The sequence below is a fragment of the Neisseria viridiae genome (assembly GCF_962747995.1).
In the GTDB taxonomy this organism is placed as follows: domain Bacteria; phylum Pseudomonadota; class Gammaproteobacteria; order Burkholderiales; family Neisseriaceae; genus Neisseria; species Neisseria viridiae.
In genome coordinates, this window is record NZ_CAUJAJ010000003.1 from 12271 (window position 1) to 30743 (window position 18473).

The following is an 18473-nucleotide window of genomic DNA, read 5'->3' on the forward strand; positions in this document are numbered from 1 at the left end:
GCGATATTGTTAGAATATCCGCCCGTAAGCAAACGGCGTTAATGCCGTCTGAAACACATTAAGGTATATTTATGAACAAATTTTCCCAATCCGGAAAAGGTCTGTCCGGTTTCTTCTTCGGTTTGATACTGGCGACGGTCATTATTGCCGGTATTTTGTTTTATCTGAACCAGAGCGGTCAAAATGCGTTCAAAATCCCGGCTCCGTCGAAGCAGCCTGCAGAAACAGAAATCCTGAAACCGAAAAACCAGCCTAAGGAAGACATCCGACCTGAACCGGCCGATCAAAACGCCTTGTCCGAACCGGATGCTGCGAAAGAGGCAGAGCAGTCGGATGCGGAAAAAACTGCCGACAAGCAGCCCGTTGCCGACAAAGCCGACGAGGTTGAAGAAAAGGCGGGCGAGCCGGAACGGGAAGAGCCGGACGGACAGGCAGTGCGCAAGAAAGCATTGACGGAAGAGCGTGAACAAACCGTCAGGGAAAAAGCGCAGAAAAAAGATGTCGAAACGGTTAAAAAACAAGCGGTAAAACCGTCTAAAGAAACAGAGAAAAAAGCTTCAAAAGAAGAGAAAAAGGCGGCGAAGGAAAAAGTTGCACCCAAACCGACCCCGGAACAAATCCTCAACAGCGGCAGCATCGAAAAAGCGCGCAGTGCCGCCGCCAAAGAAGTGCAGAAAATGAAAACGTCCGACAAGGCGGAAGCAACGCATTATCTGCAAATGGGTGCGTATGCCGACCGCCGGAGCGCGGAAGGGCAGCGTGCCAAACTGGCAATCTTGGGCATATCTTCCAAGGTGGTCGGCTATCAGGCAGGAAGTAAAACGCTTTACCGCGTGCAAAGCGGCAATATGTCTGCCGATGCGGTGAAAAAAATGCAGGACGAGTTGAAAAAGCACGGGGTCGCCAGCCTGATCCGTGCGATTGAAGGCGAATAATTATGAAGCTCAAACATCTGTTGCCGCTGCTGCTTTCGGCAGTGTTGTCCGCACGGGCATATGCCCTGACGGAAGGGGAAGACTATCTTGTGTTGGATAAACCCATTCCTCAAGAACAGTCGGGCAAAATTGAGGTTTTGGAATTTTTCGGCTATTTCTGCGTACATTGCCATCATTTCGATCCTTTGTTGTTGAAATTGGGCAAGGCATTGCCGTCTGATGCCTATTTAAGGACGGAGCACGTGGTCTGGCGACCTGAAATGCTCGGTCTGGCAAGAATGGCAGCAGCCGTCAATTTGTCAGGTTTGAAATATCAGGCAAACCCTGCCGTGTTTAAAGCAGTTTACGAACAAAAAATCCGCTTGGAAAACAGGGCGGTTGCCGAAAAATGGGCTTTGTCCCAAAAAGGCTTTGACGGCAAAAAACTGATGCGCGCCTATGATTCCCCCGAAGCTGCCGCCGCCGTATTAAAAATGCAGAAACTGACGGAACAATACGGTATTGACAGCACGCCGACCGTTATTGTCGGCGGAAAATACCGCGTCATCTTCAATAACGGCTTTGACGGCGGCGTTCATACGATTAAAGAATTGGTTGCCAAAGTCAGGGAAGAACGCAAGCGTCAGACCCCTGCTGTACAGAAATAGCCGAACTCCCGTATCCGAAAGAAGCGCAAGCAATGGATTTTCTGATTGTCCTGAAAGCCCTGATGATGGGCTTGGTAGAAGGTTTTACCGAATTTTTACCGATTTCCAGCACCGGACATTTGATTGTGTTCGGCAATCTGATTGATTTTCACAGCAATCACAAGGTTTTTGAAATTGCCATCCAGCTCGGTGCGGTTTTGGCGGTAGTGTTTGAATACCGGCAGCGTTTCAACAATGTGTTGCACGGCTTGGGAAAAGACCGGAAAGCCAACCGTTTCGTCCTCAATCTTGCCATTGCTTTTATACCTGCCGCCGTGATGGGGCTGTTGTTCGGCAAACAGATTAAAGAACATCTGTTCAATCCTTTGAGTGTGGCGGTCATGCTGGTTTTGGGCGGTTTTTTTATTTTGTGGGTGGAGAAACGCCAAAGCCGGGCAGAGCCTAAAATTGCCGATGTCGATGCATTGCGTCCGATTGATGCGTTGATGATCGGCGTTGCCCAAGTGTTTGCACTGGTTCCGGGTACGTCCCGTTCGGGCAGTACGATTATGGGCGGGATGCTTTGGGGAATCGAGCGGAAAACGGCAACGGAGTTTTCATTTTTCTTGGCCGTTCCGATGATGGTTGCAGCAACGGCTTATGATGTCCTGAAACATTACCGATTTTTCACCCTGCATGATGTCGGTTTGATTCTGATAGGCTTTATTGCCGCTTTTGTTTCCGGTTTGGTGGCGGTAAAAGCATTGCTGAGGTTTGTTTCCAAGAAAAACTATATCCCGTTTGCCTATTACCGTATTGTTTTTGGTATTGCCATCATTATATTGTGGCTGTCGGGCTGGATAAGTTGGGAATGAAACCATAAACCCGGCCTGAAGACATTATTCGGGTCGGGTTTGTCTGGCGGACTGATAAAATCAGGACGGGCAGGGCAATAGGTTTAAAGTCGATTGTCTGTTTTGAAGGCAGTGGTTTGTTCTTTGTTTTCCGGCAATCAGGCAATAAAAAAGCACATACCTTTTACGGTCTGTGCTTTTTTATCTGGTGGAGGTAAGCGGGATCGAACCGCTGACCTCTTGCATGCCATGCAAGCGCTCTACCAACTGAGCTATACCCCCGAAAATCTGGTGGCGAATCAGGGACTCGAACCCCGGACACAAGGATTATGATTCCTCTGCTCTAACCGACTGAGCTAATTCGCCGTTTCGTGAAGTCGCTATTATATGTTTTTTTGTTTTTTTGACAAGCCGTATTTTTTAATTTTGAATTAGTTTCCTGTTTTTAAATGTTAAAAAGTTTATGCCGTCTGAAGCGGATTCAGACGGCATGAGGGTTAGAGTTTGTGGCAGATGTCGCCGAAACAAAATCCTGTCCAATCAGTGCCGATATTTTTTCCGAATGCGATGACTTTAAACAGTTCGCCCATTTCGTGCTGGTCAATCAGTTTCTGAACGGCAGCAGCTTCACGGATGTAGGCGGGCGAGTCTGTTTTTCCCACTTGTGCCAACAGTTCGGTTATACCCAGATTCAGCAGAAAATGGGACTGGGGCAGATAGCCTGTCAAATCCAGTCCTGCATCCGTACCGGCTTGGGCGATGTCGGTAAAGTTGACGTGGGCGGTCAGGTCGGCCAACCCGATGAAGTCGAAAGGATTGTGGATAACGTGGTGTCGGTAGTGTCCGATTAATGTGCCTTGACTGCGTTGGGGATGGTAATACTGCGCCGCATCAAAACCGTAGTCGATGAATATCATACCTCCGCGTTCAAGCTTTGAGGCAAGGGTGCGGATAAAGGCATATTGTTGCGGGTGCAGTTCGCTGGTGTAGGGGGAATCCGTTTGAGGGAAATAAAGGGAAGCAGAGGCGGAAAGCGACGGGTCGTGCAAGGGTCTTGCAGAATAGGCGAAACGGCCGTTATCCGTGCAAACGCCGATGTGCTCGAATAATCCGCCTTCATTTTTACGGACGATTTCGACAGGTATGGCATCGAGCACTTCGTTGCCGATGACGATTCCGTCAAACGCTTCGGGAAGTGCGGTCAAGTGGACAACTTTTTGAGATGCTTCCGGTGCGCGGGTCTGAATCAGGTTTTTCTGACGCGCGACCAGCTCCGGCGATATTTCAATAATATAGTAACAGTCGATGCCGTCTGAAATGCTGCCCAACAGATCGGCGGCAAGCTGTCCGGTTCCCGCGCCGAATTCATAGATATTGCCTGCCGTTTGGGGTAGGAGTTCTTGAAGTTGGCGTGCCAGTGTCTGTGCAAACAGAGGGGTGAGTGCCGGTGCGGTAATAAAATCCCCGTTATTGCCGATTTTATGGCTGCCGCCGGTATAGTAGCCGTATTGCGGAGCGTATAAAACCAATTCCATAAAACGTGAAAATGGAATCCAGTTGCCGTGTTTGCCGATTTCTTCGGCAATGAGGGTTTGCAGTTTGAGCGAGGATTGCCGTGCTTCGGGAGAGGGGAGGGGGAGGGGCATGATAAATGTTATCTTGTGTAAATTTATTGGATTTCCCAACATATTACACGTTGGTATAGATGCTGTCATGGCTTTATTTTAATGCTATATATTGCTTTTTATTTAAAATAAATAGCATATATGGTAATTATTTACCTTTATTACTATGCCTTGCGGTTGGCTGCCTGCAATTGGATTTTTCTATTTTGTTGTTTTTAAAGGAATTTAAAAGACTTGATATATTAATGAAATTTTCCGTCCGTATTTGACCGAGTGTTTAAAATTTCTTATAGTGTCGATTGGTGGGGAATTGTGGGGCAAAGTGTCTCTTTTACCCTTGTGATTTTGATTTCGGCTTGGGACATGTCATGTTCGGCGGCGCACACGAATTAAGCATTGACAGTAAAGGGCGGTTGGCTGTTCCTGCCAAATTCCGCGACATTCTGTCGCGCCTCTATACGCCTGCCGTAGTGGTAACGCTCGAGTCGAAACATAAGCTGTTGATGTACCCTGTTGCGGAGTGGGAAAAGGTTGCGGCGCAACTTTTGAACTTAAAAGTGGCGGATAACCCTGTTTTACGACGGTTTCAAAATCTTCTGCTGCATAACGCGGAAATTTTGGAATGGGATAGTGCCGGTCGGGTATTGGTTCCTGCCGGGCTGAGGAAGAGGGTGGTTTTTGACCGTGAAGTTGTTCTGGTCGGGCGGGCCAACCGTTTGGAGCTTTGGGGTCGTGAGCAGTGGGAGGCCGAAATGGTTCAGGCTTTGGACGACGATCCTGGCGAACTTGCCTTCCAGTTGAGTCAGACGGATTTGCAATTGTGAGTGAAACAGAAAGTTACCGGCATATCACGGTCTTGCTGAATGAGGCGGTGGATGCGCTTGCCGTGCGCGAAGACGGCGTCTATGTGGACGGTACGTTCGGCAGGGGAGGGCATTCCCGGTTGATTTTGTCGCGTTTGGGCGATGCGGGGCGGTTGATTGTTTTCGACAAAGACCCGCGGGCGATTGCTGTGGCAGAGGAGCTGGCTCGTTCGGACAAACGGGTCGGTGTCGTGCATGGCGGTTTTGCTTCGTTTCAGACGGCATTGGACGGTTTGGGTATCGGCAAGGTGGACGGTGCGCTGTTTGATTTGGGGATTTCGTCTCCGCAAATCGATGACGGCAGCCGCGGTTTCAGCTTCCGTTTCGATGCTCCTTTGGATATGCGTATGGATACGACGCGCGGTATGTCTGCCGCAGAGTGGATAGCGGTTGCGTCGGAACAGGATTTGCACGAGGTAATCAAGAATTATGGTGAAGAGCGGTTTAGCCGCCAGATTGCGCGGGCCATTGTTGCGCAACGGGCGGAAAGTCCAATCGATACAACCCGCAAGCTGGCGCAGATCGTGGCACAAAACGTCCGTACTCGTGAGCGGGGGCAGGATCCTGCGACGCGCACCTTCCAGGCGGTCCGCATCTTTATTAACCGCGAGCTTGAAGAAGTAGGGGCGGTATTGCCGCAGGTCATGTGCCGTCTGAAAGAGGGCGGACGTTTGGCGGTCATTGCTTTCCATTCGTTGGAAGACCGCATTGTGAAGCAGTTTGTCAAAAAATATTCGCAACACGCGCCCCTGCCGCGCTGGGCGGCGGTCAGAGAAGCGGATTTGCCCGAGCCGCCCCTGAAAATCGTGGGCAGGGCATTAAAGCCGGGTGAGGCGGAAATTGCCGCCAATCCGAGGGCGAGAAGTGCGGTTTTGCGTGTGGCGGAGCGGACTGCCGGTCCGATACCGGAACAATAACAGAGAAAAACGTCTGAACGGCAATGAACAAATTGAATTTCCTTCTGCTGCTTGCGGTGTGTGTTTCCGCTTTTTCCGTTGTGATGCAGCAAAACCAGTACAGGCTCAACTTCACAGCTTTGGACAAGGCGAAAAAACAGGAAATCGCCTTGGAGCAGGATTATGCGCAAATGAGGCTGCAACAGGCGCGTTTGGCGAACCACGAAGCGATCAGGGCGGCGGCAGAAAAACAAAACCTCCATCCGCCGGTTTCGGGCAATACCTTTATGGTGGAACATCAAAGATAGAAGCAGCCTGTGTGCCGGAATCGGATTCCTGCGTCAGGATAATAATAACGAGAAGTAAAAATGTTGATTAAGAGCGAATATAAGCCCCGGATGCTGCCCAAAGAAGAGCAGGTTAAAAAGCCGATGACCAGTAACGGACGGATCAGCTTCGTCCTGATGGCAATGGCGGTCTTGTTTGCCGGTCTGATTGCCCGCGGACTGTATCTGCAGACGGTAACGTATAAATTTTTGAAAGAACAGGGCGACAACCGGATTGTGCGGACTCAAACATTGCCGGCTACACGCGGTACGGTTTCGGACCGAAACGGTGCGGTTTTGGCGTTGAGCGCGCCGACGGAGTCCCTGTTTGCCGTGCCTAAAGATATGAAGGAAATGCCGTCTGCCGCACAATTGGAACGCCTGTCCGAGCTTGTCGATGTGCCGGTTGATGTTTTGAGGAACAAGCTCGAACAGAAAGGCAAGTCGTTTATCTGGATTAAGCGGCAGCTCGATCCCAAGATTGCCGAAGAGGTCAAAGCCTTGGGTTTGGAAAACTTTGTATTTGAAAAAGAATTAAAACGCCATTACCCGATGGGCAACCTGTTTGCACACGTCATCGGATTCACCGATATTGACGGCAAAGGTCAGGAAGGTTTGGAACTTTCGCTTGAAGACAGCCTGCATGGCGAAGACGGCGCGGAAGTCGTTTTGCGGGACCGGCAGGGCAATATTGTGGATAGCTTGGACTCCCCGCGCAATAAAGCCCCGCAAAACGGCAAAGACATTATTCTTTCTCTGGATCAGAGGATTCAGACTTTGGCTTATGAAGAGTTGAATAAGGCGGTCGAATACCATCAGGCAAAAGCCGGAACGGTGGTGGTGTTGGATGCACGTACTGGGGAAATCCTCGCCTTGGTCAATACGCCTGCCTATGAGCCCAACAAACCCGGTCAGGCAGACAGTGAACAGAGGCGTAACCGTGCCGTTACCGACATGATCGAGCCCGGTTCGGCAATAAAGCCCTTTGTCATTGCGAAAGCACTGGATGCGGATAAAACCAATTTGAACGAGAGGTTGAATACGCAGCCTTATAAAATTGGTCCGGCTCAGGTGCGCGATACCCATGTTTATCCTTCTTTGGATGTGCGCGGTATCATGCAGAAATCTTCCAATGTCGGTACAAGCAAACTGTCTGCACGATTCAGTTCGAAAGAAATGTATGATTTGTATCATGAGTTGGGCATCGGTGTGCGTATGCATTCCGGTTTTCCGGGAGAAAGTGCGGGCGCGTTGCGCAATTGGCAAAAATGGCGGCCTATCGAACAGGCAACCATGTCTTTCGGTTACGGTCTGCAGTTGAGCCTGCTGCAATTGGCACGGACCTATACCGTGTTGACACATGACGGTGTTTTGTTGCCGGTCAGCTTTGAGAAGCAGGCGGTTGCGCCGCAAGGCAAACGCATATTTAAATCATCGACCGCACGTCAGGTGCGTGAGTTGATGGTTTCTGTAACCGAACCCGGCGGTACGGGTACGGCGGGTGCGGTAGATGGTTTCGACGTCGGCGCAAAAACCGGTACGGCGCGTAAGTTGGTTAACGGACGATACGTCGATAACAAACACGTTGCCACTTTCATCGGTTTTGCCCCGGCTAAAAATCCGCGTGTGATTGTGGCGGTAACCATTGACGAACCGACTGCAAACGGTTACTACGGCGGCGTAGTGGCAGGACCGGTCTTCAAGCAAGTCATGGGTGGCAGCCTGAACATCTTGGGCGTTTCCCCGACCAAGCCTCTGACCGCCGCAGCCGTCAAAACACCGTCTTAATCCGAGTATCAACGAGATTGTTTTATGTTCAGCAAGTTAACCCCTTTGGCTGAAACCAACTTTCCGCCTCTGCCGTGTGCAAACTCGGCAGGGCGTTTGTTGCATTCAGACAGCCGCCAAATCAAACAAGGCGATATTTTTGTTGCCTGTCCGGGCGAATATGCCGACGGCCGCAGTTATATCCCCGCCGCCGTTGCCAACGGCGCGGCTTTTGTTTTTTGGGACGACGACGGCAAATTTACATGGAATCCCGAATGGAAAGTCCCCAATCAAGGCATCAAAGATTTGAAACACCGTGCCGGTATGTTGGCGGCGCAAGTTTACGGCAATGTTTCAGACGGCCTCAAAGTCTGGGGCGTAACCGGTACCAACGGCAAAACCTCCATCACACAATGGCTGGCGCAAGCAGCCGATTTGTTGGGCGAAAAAACCGCCATTATCGGCACGGTCGGCAACGGCTTTTGGGGCGCGTTGGAAGAAACCACGCACACCACCCCCGCCCCCGTCGATGTCCAAACCCTGCTCTACCGCTTCCGCCGGCAAGGTGCAACCGCCGCCGCGATGGAAGTCTCCAGCCACGGTCTTGACCAGTCGCGCGTCAACGGCGTGCCATTCCGCAGCGCAATCTTCACCAATCTCACCCGCGACCACCTCGACTACCACGGCACGATGGAAGCCTACGGCGGCATCAAGTCGCGCCTGTTTTACTGGCACGGCTTGAAACACGCCGTTATCAACGTAGATGACGGATACGGCGCGGAACTCGTATGCCGTCTGAAAAAAGACTGCCCCGATTTGGCCGTTTACAGCTATGGTTTCAACGGAAACGCCGACATCCGCATTACCGACTTCACCGCCTCTTCAGACGGCATAGCAGCCGTATTCCAAACCCCTTGGGGCGAAGGGAAATGCCGCACACGCCTGCTCGGACGGTTCAACGCGCAAAACCTCGCCGCCTGCATCGCCTTGCTATGCGCCAACGGCTATCCGCTTGATAATGTATTGGATGTTTTGGAAAAAATCCGTCCCGCCCCGGGCCGTATGGACTGCATCATGAACAGCGGCAAACCTTTGGTCGTTGTCGATTACGCACACACGCCCGACGCATTAGAAAAAGCACTCTCCACCTTGCAGGAAATCAAACCGCAGGGCGCGGCTTTGTGGTGCGTATTCGGCTGCGGCGGTAACCGCGACCGAGGTAAACGCCCGCTGATGGGTACAGCAGCCGTACAGGGCGCGGATAAAGTCGTCGTAACCAGCGACAATCCGCGTTTGGAAAATCCGCACGACATCATCAACGACATCCTGCCTGCCGTACCTAATCCCGAATGCGTCGAAGCCGACCGCGCCGCCGCCATCCGTTATGCAGTCGGACGTGCCGCCGCAAGCGACATCATTCTGATTGCCGGCAAAGGGCATGAGAACTATCAGGATGTACAAGGGGTGAAGCACCATTTTTCCGATTTTGAAGTTGCGGAAAAAGCGTTGGCGGGGCGGAGATGAAAGACCGTCTGAAACATTATGAATCTTGATTTATGTAATCTGAATCTAAGGAAAAAAATGGGTATTTACCGTTGCAATAAATGCGGTTGCATGAATGAGCATTACTACGAATCCGGAATGAGTGAAATTGCTTGTCCAAAATGCACGGCTCCGGTTAAGGTTTACGACACTTTATTTTTTGTCAGTAAATTGTTGGAACGTTATTTCTCGGTAAACCGGGAATTGCAGGTTTTGAAGCAACAGGAAGACGGCGGTGAGGAAAATGCACAACAAGATACCGGTTCGGAAAACCAGAATTATAATCTGCTGACAGGCGTTAATTTATCGGAAACCGACATTTTGGCTACTGAAAAACAGCATGAACCGATACGCCAATGGTTTGCCCGGGCCAATATTGTGCCGGCGTTTGACTTGCAGGCGGTCAATATGAGCGGTTTTTTTGATGAGGCTGCCGCTAAATTGGGCAACAATTATCAGATTACTAAAAATGTGTTGGGTCAGATTATTCGGGCATACGGCCACAACCACACAAGCATTAGTTTGGATATCGGCAAAATGTCTCAAAAAGACGGGCAGACAATGAATAACCTATGCCGGCAATTTTATAGCCATACTCTGTTTTCTAAGTATTTTTATCAGAAACAGGAAAAAATTGTCCGCTTGAACCTGCAACGTGCCACTGCCATCAAACACTTTTTTTGCGGCGGTTGGCTTGAATGGTTTGCCTTGGGCAAAATGCTTGAAGAAGCAAAACAAAAAGGCAAGGATTATGCTTTTTCTTGCGCTAGAAATGTGAAAATCGAATTCGGCAATGAAGATAAACAGGAGTTGGATGTCGTATTTTTACCGATGGGTAAAGAGCCGGTTGTGGTGGAATGTAAATCAGGGGAATTCAGACGGGACATTGAAAAATATGTACGTTTGAAAAAACGGTTGAATTTGCCGGATGAACGCTTTGTGATACTGGCTGCCGATTTAGAGGAAAGTCAGGCGGCGGCATTGGGCAGTATGTACGGTTTAACTTTTGTTACACCTAAATCTATGATGAAACATTTACAGATGGTTATGTGAGGCCGTCTGAAAAAACAAACGGAAGAAACCATGAAACCACTGGATCTAAATTTCATCTGCCAAGCCCTCAAGCTTCCGATGCCGTCTGAAAACAAACCCGTGTTGCGCATCGTAACCGACAGCCGCGACATCCGCGCGGGCGATGTGTTTTTCGCATTGGCGGGCGAACGGTTTGATGCGCATGATTTTGTTGAAGACGTATTGGCTGCTGGTGCGGCGGCGGTTGTGGTTTCGCGGGAAGATTGCGCGTCTTTGAAAGGCGCGTTGAAAGTTGATGACACGCTTGCCGCATTGCAAACACTGGCGAAGGCGTGGCGTGAAAATGTGAATCCGTTTGTGTTCGGCATTACCGGTTCGGTCGGCAAGACGACGGTGAAGGAGATGCTGGCTTCGGTATTGCGCCGCCGTTTCGGCGATGATGCCGTGTTGGCGACGGCGGGCAATTTCAACAACCATATCGGATTGCCGCTGACTTTGTTGAAATTAAACGAAAAACACCGCTATGCCGTGATTGAAATGGGCATGAACCATTTTGGCGAACTGGCGGTTTTAACGCAAATTGCCAAACCTGATGCCGCATTGGTCAACAACGCCATGCGCGCCCATGTCGGTTGCGGTTTCGACGGAGTGGGCGATATTGCCAAAGCGAAAAGCGAGATTTATCAAGGCTTATGTTCAGACGGCATTGCACTGATTCCTCAAGAAGATGCCAATATGGCTGTCTTCAAAACGGCAACGCTTAATTTGAATACGCGCACTTTCGGCATCGATAGCGGCGATGTCCACGCGGAAAATATCGTGCTGAAACCGTTGTCGTGCGAATTTGATTTGGTGTGCGGCGACGAATGCGCAGCCGTGGTGCTGCCTGTTCCCGGCCGCCACAATGTCCACAACGCCGCCGCTGCCGCCGCGCTGGCTTTGGCTGCGGGTTTGAGTTTGAACGATGTGGCGGAAGGCTTAAAAGGCTTCAGCAACATCAAAGGCCGTCTGAATGTCAAGTCCGGCATCAAAGGCGCAACCCTGATTGACGATACTTATAATGCGAATCCCGACAGCATGAGGGCAGCGATTGACGTGTTGGCGCGTATGCCTGCGCCGCGTATTTTCGTGATGGGCGATATGGGCGAACTTGGCGAGGACGAGGCCGCAGCCATGCACGCCGAAGTCGGCGCGTACGCCCGAGACCAAGGCATCGAAGCGGCTTATTTTGTCGGCGACAACAGCGTCGAAGCGGCGGAAACATTTGGCGCGGACGGTTTGTGGTTCGCCGCCAAAGACCCGTTGATTCAAGTGTTGAGCCACGACTTGCCCGAACGCGCCACCGTGTTGGTGAAAGGTTCGCGTTTTATGCAGATGGAAGAAGTGGTCGAGGCGTTGACGGATAAAGAGGCCGTCTGAAAATGAAAAGCCGACGTTTTTTTAAAGCCTTATTGCTGATTGCCGCGCTGGTCGGCGCGTTTTATGCCGGAATGCGGACGCAGGCGTATCTTTATGAAGATTTATGTTTAGACTTGGGCGGCGGTAAAAATCCGGGGAGTTACCCGATTTGCGTGATTGAGAAAGTCCCTGCACGTTAATCTGCAAAAGCCGTCCGAAACCTTGTCGGACGGCAAGCCAACCTCAAACGGGCGCAAGCCCATGTAACGACAAAAACAAAAAAAGGAAGCCCCATGTTTTTATGGCTCGCACATTTCAGCAACTGGTTAACCGGTCTGAATATTTTTCAATACACCACATTCCGCGCCGTCATGGCGGCGTTGACCGCCTTGGTGTTTTCCCTGGTGTTCGGCCCGTGGACGATACGCAGGCTGACCGCGCTCAAATGCGGGCAGGCAGTGCGTACCGACGGCCCGCAAACCCACCTCGTCAAAAACGGCACGCCGACGATGGGCGGTTCGCTGATTCTGACTGCCATTACCGTGTCCACCCTGTTGTGGGGCAACTGGGCGAACCCGTATATCTGGATTCTCTTGGGCGTACTGCTTGCCACCGGTGCGCTCGGTTTTTACGACGACTGGCGTAAAGTGGTTTATAAAGACCCCAACGGTGTTTCCGCCAAATTCAAAATGGTGTGGCAGTCGAGCGTCGCCATCATTGCCGGCTTGGCGTTGTTCTACCTTGCGACAAATTCCGCCAACAATATCCTGATTGTTCCCTTCTTCAAACAAGTTGCCTTGCCGCTTGGCGTAGTTGGCTTCTTGGTATTGTCCTACCTGACCATCGTCGGCACATCCAATGCCGTCAACCTTACCGACGGCTTGGACGGCCTGGCCGCCTTCCCCGTCGTCCTCGTTGCCGCCGGCCTCGCCATTTTCGCCTACGCCAGCGGACACTACCAATTTTCCCAATATCTCCAGCTTCCCTATGTCGCCGGTGCGAACGAAGTCGCTATATTCTGCACCGCCATGTGTGGCGCGTGTCTCGGATTTTTGTGGTTCAACGCCTATCCCGCGCAAGTCTTTATGGGCGACGTCGGCGCGCTGGCATTGGGTGCGGCACTCGGTACCGTTGCCGTCATCGTCCGTCAAGAATTTGTTTTAGTGATTATGGGCGGTCTGTTCGTCGTAGAAGCCGTATCCGTTATGCTTCAAGTCGGCTGGTACAAGAAAACCAAAAAACGCATCTTCCTGATGGCTCCCATCCACCACCACTACGAACAAAAAGGCTGGAAAGAAACCCAAGTCGTCGTCCGCTTTTGGATTATCACCATCGTCTTAGTGTTAATCGGCTTGAGTACCCTCAAAATCCGCTGAACCTATGCCGTCTGAACACCTTTCAGACGGCATTTGAACGCGCAATAAACCTGCGGCGGCAATCCGCCCCGCCTTATCGTTAACGGCGGCTGAAACCCGCCTTATACTGAAACAGGAGTAAAACCATGAAACAGACAGTCAAATGGCTTGCCGCCGCCCTGATTGCCTTGGGCTTGAACCAAGCGGTGTGGGCGGATGACGATGACGTATCGGATTTTCAGGAAACGCTCCAAGCTGCGGAGCAAGGGAATGCTCAAGCCCAATTAAATTTGGGTTGGATGTATGCCAACGGGCAAGGAGTCCGTCAAGACGATGCACAGGCAACGCAGTGGTTTCGCAAGTCTGCAGAGCAAGGGAATGCTAAAGCCCAATTTAATTTGGGCTTGATGTATGCCAACGGGCAAGGAGTCCGTCAAGACGATGCACAGGCAGCGCAGTGGTTTCGCAAGGCTGCAGAACAAGGGGTTGCCACTGCCCAATTCGGTTTGGGTGTGATGTATTACGAAGGCGAAGGCGTCCGTCAAGACTATGCACAGGCAGTGCAGTGGTATCGCAAGGCGGCAGAACAAGGGTATGCCGGTGCCCAATATAATTTGGGTGTGATGTATGACAACGGGCAAGGAGTCCGTCAAGACGATGTACAGGCAGTGCAGTGGTATCGCAAGGCGGCAGAACAAGGGTTAGCCCAAGCCCAATCGGATTTGGGCCTGATGTATTACAAAGGCGAAGGAGTCCGTCAAGACAATGCACAGGCAGTGCATTGGTTTCGCAAGGCAGCAGAACAAGGGTTAGCCCAAGCCCAAAATAATTTGGGTGCGATGTATGCACAAGGGCGAGGAGTCCGTCAAGACGATGCACAGGCAGTGCAGTGGTATCGTAGGGCTGCAGAACAAGGGGATGCTCAAGCCCAAAGTTATTTGGGCGATATGTATGCACAAGGGCGAGGAGTCCGTCAAGACGATGCACAGGCAGTGCAGTGGTATCGCAAGGCGGCAGAACAAGGGCTTGCCAGAGCCCAATTCAATTTGGGTGTGATGTATGACAATGGGCGAGGAGTCCGTCAAGACGATGCACAGGCAGTGCAGTGGTATCGCAAGGCTGCAGAACAAGAGTATGCCGATGCCCAAAATAATTTGGGTGTGATGTATGAACAAGGGCAAGGCGTGCTCCAAGACCTCGCCCTTGCCCAAGAATGGTACGGTAAGGCTTGCGACAACGGAAACCAAGACGGCTGCGACAATTACCAACGCCTGAAGGCGGGTTATTGAACAGCCCGCGATGCCGTCTGAAAGCGGCTTGAGTAGGAGCGGACATCTTCCTGCTCAATATGATTTGTTTTAGGACAAAACCAACATGACTTTCCAAAACAAAAAAATCCTCGTCGCCGGACTCGGCGGCACGGGTATTTCCATGATTGCCTACCTGCGCAAAAACGGCGCGGAGGTTGCCGCTTATGATGCGGAGCTGAAACCGGAGCGCGTGTCGCAAATCGGTAAGACATTTGACGGGCTGGTGTTTTACACGGGCCGTCTGAAAGATGCGTTGGACAACGGTTTCGATATTCTGGCGCTCAGTCCCGGCATCAGCGAGCGTCAGCCGGATATTGAGGCGTTCAAGCAAAACGGCGGGCGCGTGTTGGGCGACATCGAATTGCTGGCGGACATTGTGAACCGCCGTGGCGACAAGGTGATTGCGATTACCGGCAGCAACGGCAAAACGACGGTAACGAGCCTGGTCGGCTATCTCTGCATCAAGTGCGGGCTGGATACCGTTATCGCGGGCAATATCGGCACGCCGGTTTTGGAGGCGGAATTGCAGCGCGAAGGCAAAAAGGCGGACGTGTGGGTGTTGGAGCTTTCCAGTTTCCAACTGGAAAACACTGAAAGCCTGCGCCCGACTGCGGCGACGGTGCTGAACATTTCCGAAGACCATCTCGACCGCTACGACGACCTGCTCGACTACGCGCATACCAAGGATAAGATTTTCCGTGGCGATGGCGTGCAGGTTTTAAATTCAGACGACGTGTTCTGCCGCGCCATGAAGCGCGCCGGGCGCGAGGTGAAATGGTTTTCGTTGGAACACGAAGCCGATTTTTGGTTGGAACGCGAGACAGGCACTTTGAAACAAGGCAATGAAGATTTGATTGCCACGCAAGACATCCTGTTGCAAGGCTTGCACAACGCCGCCAACGTGATGGCTGCCGTCGCCTTGTGCGAAGCCGTCGGTTTGCCGCGCGAAGCATTGCTCGAACACGTCAAAACCTTCCAAGGCCTGCCGCACCGCGTGGAAAAAATCGGCGAGAAAAACGGCGTGGTGTTCATCGACGACAGCAAAGGCACGAACGTCGGTGCGACCGCCGCCGCGATTGCCGGTTTGCAAAATCCGCTCTTTGTGATTTTGGGCGGTATGGGCAAAGGGCAGGACTTCACGCCCCTGCGCGACGCACTTGCCGGCAAGGCAAAAGGCGTGTTCCTGATCGGTGTTGATGCGCCGCAAATCCGCCGCGATTTGGACGGCTGCGGTCTGAATATGACCGACTGCGCCACTTTGGAAGAAGCGGTTCAGACGGCATATTCGCAAGCCGAAGCGGGCGACATCGTGCTGCTCAGCCCCGCCTGCGCGAGCTTCGATATGTTTAAAGGCTACGCGCACCGTTCGGAAGTGTTTATCGAAGCGTTTAAGGCTTTGTGATGCCGTCTGAAATGCAAACGCCGTCATTGTTGGGCGGGAAGTAAAGATTTAGAATATTGATTGGGGATGTATCGTATGTTCGGACGGCATTATCTGCCGTCTGAAATTTTTGCCCTTTGCGGCAGATGCAAACAGAATGACAGGTGGTTTTTTTGAAGATTTCGGAAGTATTGGTAAAAGTGGGCGACGGTGTCCACACTCTGCTGCTCGACAGGCAGATTGTGCGCGACGGCAGGAAATTCGACACGCCGCTTTTGTGGATGTTGGTGTTGATGACGGTATTCAGCCTGCTGATGATTTATTCGGCTTCGGTGGATTCGGCGGTACGCGAAGGCGGCAGCCAATTCGGCTATGTCGGCAAACAGGCGGCATTTGCCGCCGGCAGTGCGTTCTTATGCGGTTGCTTTAGCCTTTTGAAGATGAAAACGTGGCGGTGGCTGGTGCCGTGGATATTCGCCGGTTCAGTTATGTTGTTGGTTGCTGTGCTGCTTGTCGGCAATGAAGTCAATGGTGCGAAACGTTGGATTCCCTTGGTGATAGTCAATTTCCAACCGACCGAGTTATTTAAGTTGGCGGTCATCTTGTATCTGGCCAGCCTGTTTACCCGCCGCGAAGAAGTGTTGCGCAGTATGGAACACCTCGGCTGGCGGTCGATTTGGCGGGGGACGGCCAATCTGGCGATGTCCTTCACCAATCCTCAGGCGCGCCGCGAAACCAAAGAAATGTATAACCGCTTCCGGTCGATTATTCTGCCTATCATGCTGGTGGCGTTCGGCTTGACGCTGGTGATGTTCCAGCCGGATTTCGGTTCGTTTGTCGTGATTACCGTCATTACTGTCGGGTTGCTGTTCCTTGCGGGTTTGCCGTGGAAATATTTTTTCATTCTGGTGGGCAGTGTTTTGAGTGGGATGGCACTGATGATTGCCGCCGCCCCTTACCGTATGCAAAGGGTGCTGACCTTTCTCGACCCTTGGCAGGACAAACAGAACACAGGCTATCAGCTTACCCAGTCGCTGATGGCGATCGGACGAGGCGACTGGTTCGGCATGGGTTTGGGGGCAAGTTTGAGCAAACGCGGGTTTCTGCCGGAAGCGCATACCGATTTTATTTTCGCCATTATTGCCGAAGAATTTGGTTTCTTCGGTATGTGTGTGCTGGTGTTCTGTTACGGCTGGCTGGTGGTGCGGGCGTTTTCCATCGGCAAGCAGTCGCGCGATTTGGGTTTGACTTTCAACGCCTATATCGCTTCGGGTATCGGTATTTGGATCGGTATCCAAAGTTTCTTCAATATCGGCGTGAATATCGGCGCGTTGCCGACCAAAGGTCTGACGCTGCCGCTGATTTCTTACGGCGGTTCGGCAGTGGGGGTAATGTTTTTCAGTATTATGCTGCTGTTGCGCATCGATTATGAAAACCGCCGGAAAATGCGCGGTTACCAAGAGGAGTAAATCATGGGCGGTAAAACCTTCATGCTGATGGCGGGCGGAACGGGCGGACACATTTTCCCCGCGCTGGCGGTGGCGGATTCGTTGCGCGCGCGCGGCCATCATGTGATTTGGCTGGGCAGTAAGGATTCGATGGAAGAGCGTATCGTGCCGCAATACGATATTCCGCTTGAAACGCTGGCGATTAAAGGTGTTCGCGGCAACGGCATCAAACGCAAGCTGATGCTGCCGTTTACTTTATATCAAACCGTCCGCGAAGCGCAGCGGATTATCCGCAAACACCGTGTCGAGTGCGTCATCGGCTTCGGCGGTTTCGTTACCTTCCCCGGCGGTTTGGCGGCGAAGCTATTGGGCGTGCCGATTGTGATTCACGAGCAAAACGCCGTGGCCGGTTTGTCCAACCGCCACCTGTCGCGCTGGGCGAAACGCGTGCTGTACGCCTTCCCCAAAGCGTTTAACCACGAAGGCGGCTTGGTCGGCAACCCCGTCCGCGCCGATATTGCTAAGCTGCCCGTGCCTGCCGAACGCTTCCAAGGGCGTGAAGGCCGTCTGAAAATTTTGGTGGTCGGCGGCAGTTTGGGTGCAGACGTTTTGAACAAAACCGTACCGCAGGCATTGGCTTTGCTGCCCGATAATGCGCGTCCGCAGATGTACCACCAATCGGGACGGGGCAAGCTGGGCGGCTTGCAGGCGGATTACGACGCGCTGGGCGTGAAGGCCGAATGCGTGGAATTTATTACCGACATGGTGTCCGCCTACCGCGATGCCGATTTGGTGATTTGCCGTGCCGGCGCGCTGACGATTGCCGAGTTGACGGCAGCGGGGCTGGGCGCGTTGCTTGTTCCGTACCCTTATGCCGTTGACGACCACCAAACCGCCAACGCGCGTTTTATGGTGCAGGCGGAGGCGGGATTGCTGTTGCCGCAAACCCAATTGACAGCGGAAAAACTTGCTGAAATCCTCGGCAGCCTGAACCGCGAAAAATGTCTCAAATGGGCAGAGAACGCCCGTACTTTGGCACTGCCGCACAGCGCGGACGATGTGGCGGAAGCCGCCATCGCGTGTACGGCATGATGATATAATGCGATAAACGAAAC

Annotated in this window: 17 protein-coding genes and 2 tRNA genes; 16 read left to right on the forward strand and 3 right to left on the reverse strand. The window is 52.2% G+C overall.

The annotated features are described in order from the left end of the window. The first annotated feature begins 71 nt into the window (after positions 1-71). Genes ftsN through Q9J79_RS02900 form a run of 3 tightly spaced genes read left to right on the forward strand, consistent with a single transcriptional unit; the run spans position 72 to position 2436 of the window. The gene (gene ftsN, locus Q9J79_RS02890) at positions 72-935 is read left to right on the forward strand and encodes a cell division protein FtsN (RefSeq protein ID WP_301673151.1); all 864 of its coding nucleotides are present in this window, start codon (positions 72-74) and stop codon (positions 933-935) included. Positions 936-937: 2 nt separating this feature from the next. Then, a complete protein-coding gene (locus Q9J79_RS02895; protein ID WP_301673150.1) occupies positions 938-1582 on the forward strand; it encodes a thiol:disulfide interchange protein DsbA/DsbL in 645 nt (214 codons plus the stop codon). Positions 1583-1614: 32 nt separating this feature from the next. Further along, positions 1615-2436 (forward strand): undecaprenyl-diphosphate phosphatase, encoded by an 822-nt coding sequence (locus Q9J79_RS02900; RefSeq protein WP_301912331.1) that lies wholly within the window; start codon positions 1615-1617, stop codon positions 2434-2436. Between the two features lie 185 nt (positions 2437-2621). Here the strand turns inward: Q9J79_RS02900 and Q9J79_RS02905 are convergent. The 3 genes from Q9J79_RS02905 to Q9J79_RS02915 form a co-directional block, all read right to left on the reverse strand. After that, a tRNA-Ala gene (locus Q9J79_RS02905) sits at positions 2622-2697 on the reverse strand. 7 nt (positions 2698-2704) lie between these two features. Further along, positions 2705-2781: transfer RNA gene (locus Q9J79_RS02910), tRNA-Met, on the reverse strand. 131 nt (positions 2782-2912) lie between these two features. Continuing rightward, the gene (locus Q9J79_RS02915; protein ID WP_301912330.1) at positions 2913-4130 is read right to left on the reverse strand and encodes a class I SAM-dependent methyltransferase; all 1218 of its coding nucleotides are present in this window, start codon (positions 4128-4130) and stop codon (positions 2913-2915) included. Positions 4131-4408: 278 nt separating this feature from the next. On the opposite strand from Q9J79_RS02915, the gene mraZ reads away from it, so the two are divergent. The 13 genes from mraZ to murG all read left to right on the forward strand — a co-directional run bounded on the left by mraZ (position 4409) and on the right by murG (position 18450). Continuing rightward, positions 4409-4864 (forward strand): division/cell wall cluster transcriptional repressor MraZ, encoded by a 456-nt coding sequence (gene mraZ / locus Q9J79_RS02920; RefSeq protein ID WP_003676745.1) that lies wholly within the window; start codon positions 4409-4411, stop codon positions 4862-4864. Further along, complete coding sequence (rsmH, locus tag Q9J79_RS02925; RefSeq protein WP_025457823.1) at positions 4861-5820, forward strand: 16S rRNA (cytosine(1402)-N(4))-methyltransferase RsmH; 960 nt, start codon at positions 4861-4863, stop codon at positions 5818-5820. Before mraZ ends, rsmH begins: the two co-directional genes overlap by 4 nt. Positions 5821-5843: 23 nt before the next feature. Then, positions 5844-6107, forward strand: coding sequence for a cell division protein FtsL (ftsL, locus tag Q9J79_RS02930; protein ID WP_002220363.1), 264 nt, complete (start codon positions 5844-5846; stop codon positions 6105-6107). 60 nt (positions 6108-6167) lie between these two features. Beyond that, a complete protein-coding gene (penA, locus tag Q9J79_RS02935; RefSeq protein ID WP_304685277.1) occupies positions 6168-7913 on the forward strand; it encodes a peptidoglycan D,D-transpeptidase PBP2 in 1746 nt (581 codons plus the stop codon). Between the two features lie 24 nt (positions 7914-7937). After that, complete coding sequence (locus tag Q9J79_RS02940; RefSeq protein WP_301912328.1) at positions 7938-9416, forward strand: UDP-N-acetylmuramoyl-L-alanyl-D-glutamate--2,6-diaminopimelate ligase; 1479 nt, start codon at positions 7938-7940, stop codon at positions 9414-9416. Between the two features lie 57 nt (positions 9417-9473). Next, a complete protein-coding gene (locus tag Q9J79_RS02945) occupies positions 9474-10487 on the forward strand; it encodes a Card1-like endonuclease domain-containing protein (protein WP_301912327.1) in 1014 nt (337 codons plus the stop codon). A 30-nt stretch (positions 10488-10517) separates the two neighbouring features. Continuing rightward, positions 10518-11885: a UDP-N-acetylmuramoyl-tripeptide--D-alanyl-D-alanine ligase gene (locus Q9J79_RS02950; protein WP_304717617.1), complete on the forward strand. Its 1368-nt coding sequence runs from the start codon at positions 10518-10520 to the stop codon at positions 11883-11885. 2 nt (positions 11886-11887) lie between these two features. Then, positions 11888-12064 (forward strand): hypothetical protein, encoded by a 177-nt coding sequence (locus Q9J79_RS02955; RefSeq protein ID WP_002218790.1) that lies wholly within the window; start codon positions 11888-11890, stop codon positions 12062-12064. A 93-nt stretch (positions 12065-12157) separates the two neighbouring features. Further along, positions 12158-13240, forward strand: coding sequence for a phospho-N-acetylmuramoyl-pentapeptide-transferase (gene mraY / locus Q9J79_RS02960; protein WP_304717618.1), 1083 nt, complete (start codon positions 12158-12160; stop codon positions 13238-13240). A gap of 125 nt (positions 13241-13365) precedes the next feature. Continuing rightward, a complete protein-coding gene (locus Q9J79_RS02965) occupies positions 13366-14508 on the forward strand; it encodes an SEL1-like repeat protein (RefSeq protein ID WP_304673155.1) in 1143 nt (380 codons plus the stop codon). A gap of 85 nt (positions 14509-14593) precedes the next feature. Continuing rightward, a complete protein-coding gene (gene murD, locus Q9J79_RS02970; protein WP_304685274.1) occupies positions 14594-15931 on the forward strand; it encodes a UDP-N-acetylmuramoyl-L-alanine--D-glutamate ligase in 1338 nt (445 codons plus the stop codon). 143 nt (positions 15932-16074) lie between these two features. Then, positions 16075-17379, forward strand: a complete 1305-nt coding sequence (locus Q9J79_RS02975; RefSeq protein WP_301673138.1) for an FtsW/RodA/SpoVE family cell cycle protein — start codon at positions 16075-16077, stop codon at positions 17377-17379. Positions 17380-17382: 3 nt separating this feature from the next. Continuing rightward, positions 17383-18450, forward strand: coding sequence for an undecaprenyldiphospho-muramoylpentapeptide beta-N-acetylglucosaminyltransferase (murG, locus tag Q9J79_RS02980; RefSeq protein ID WP_301912321.1), 1068 nt, complete (start codon positions 17383-17385; stop codon positions 18448-18450). Positions 18451-18473 lie beyond the last annotated feature (23 nt).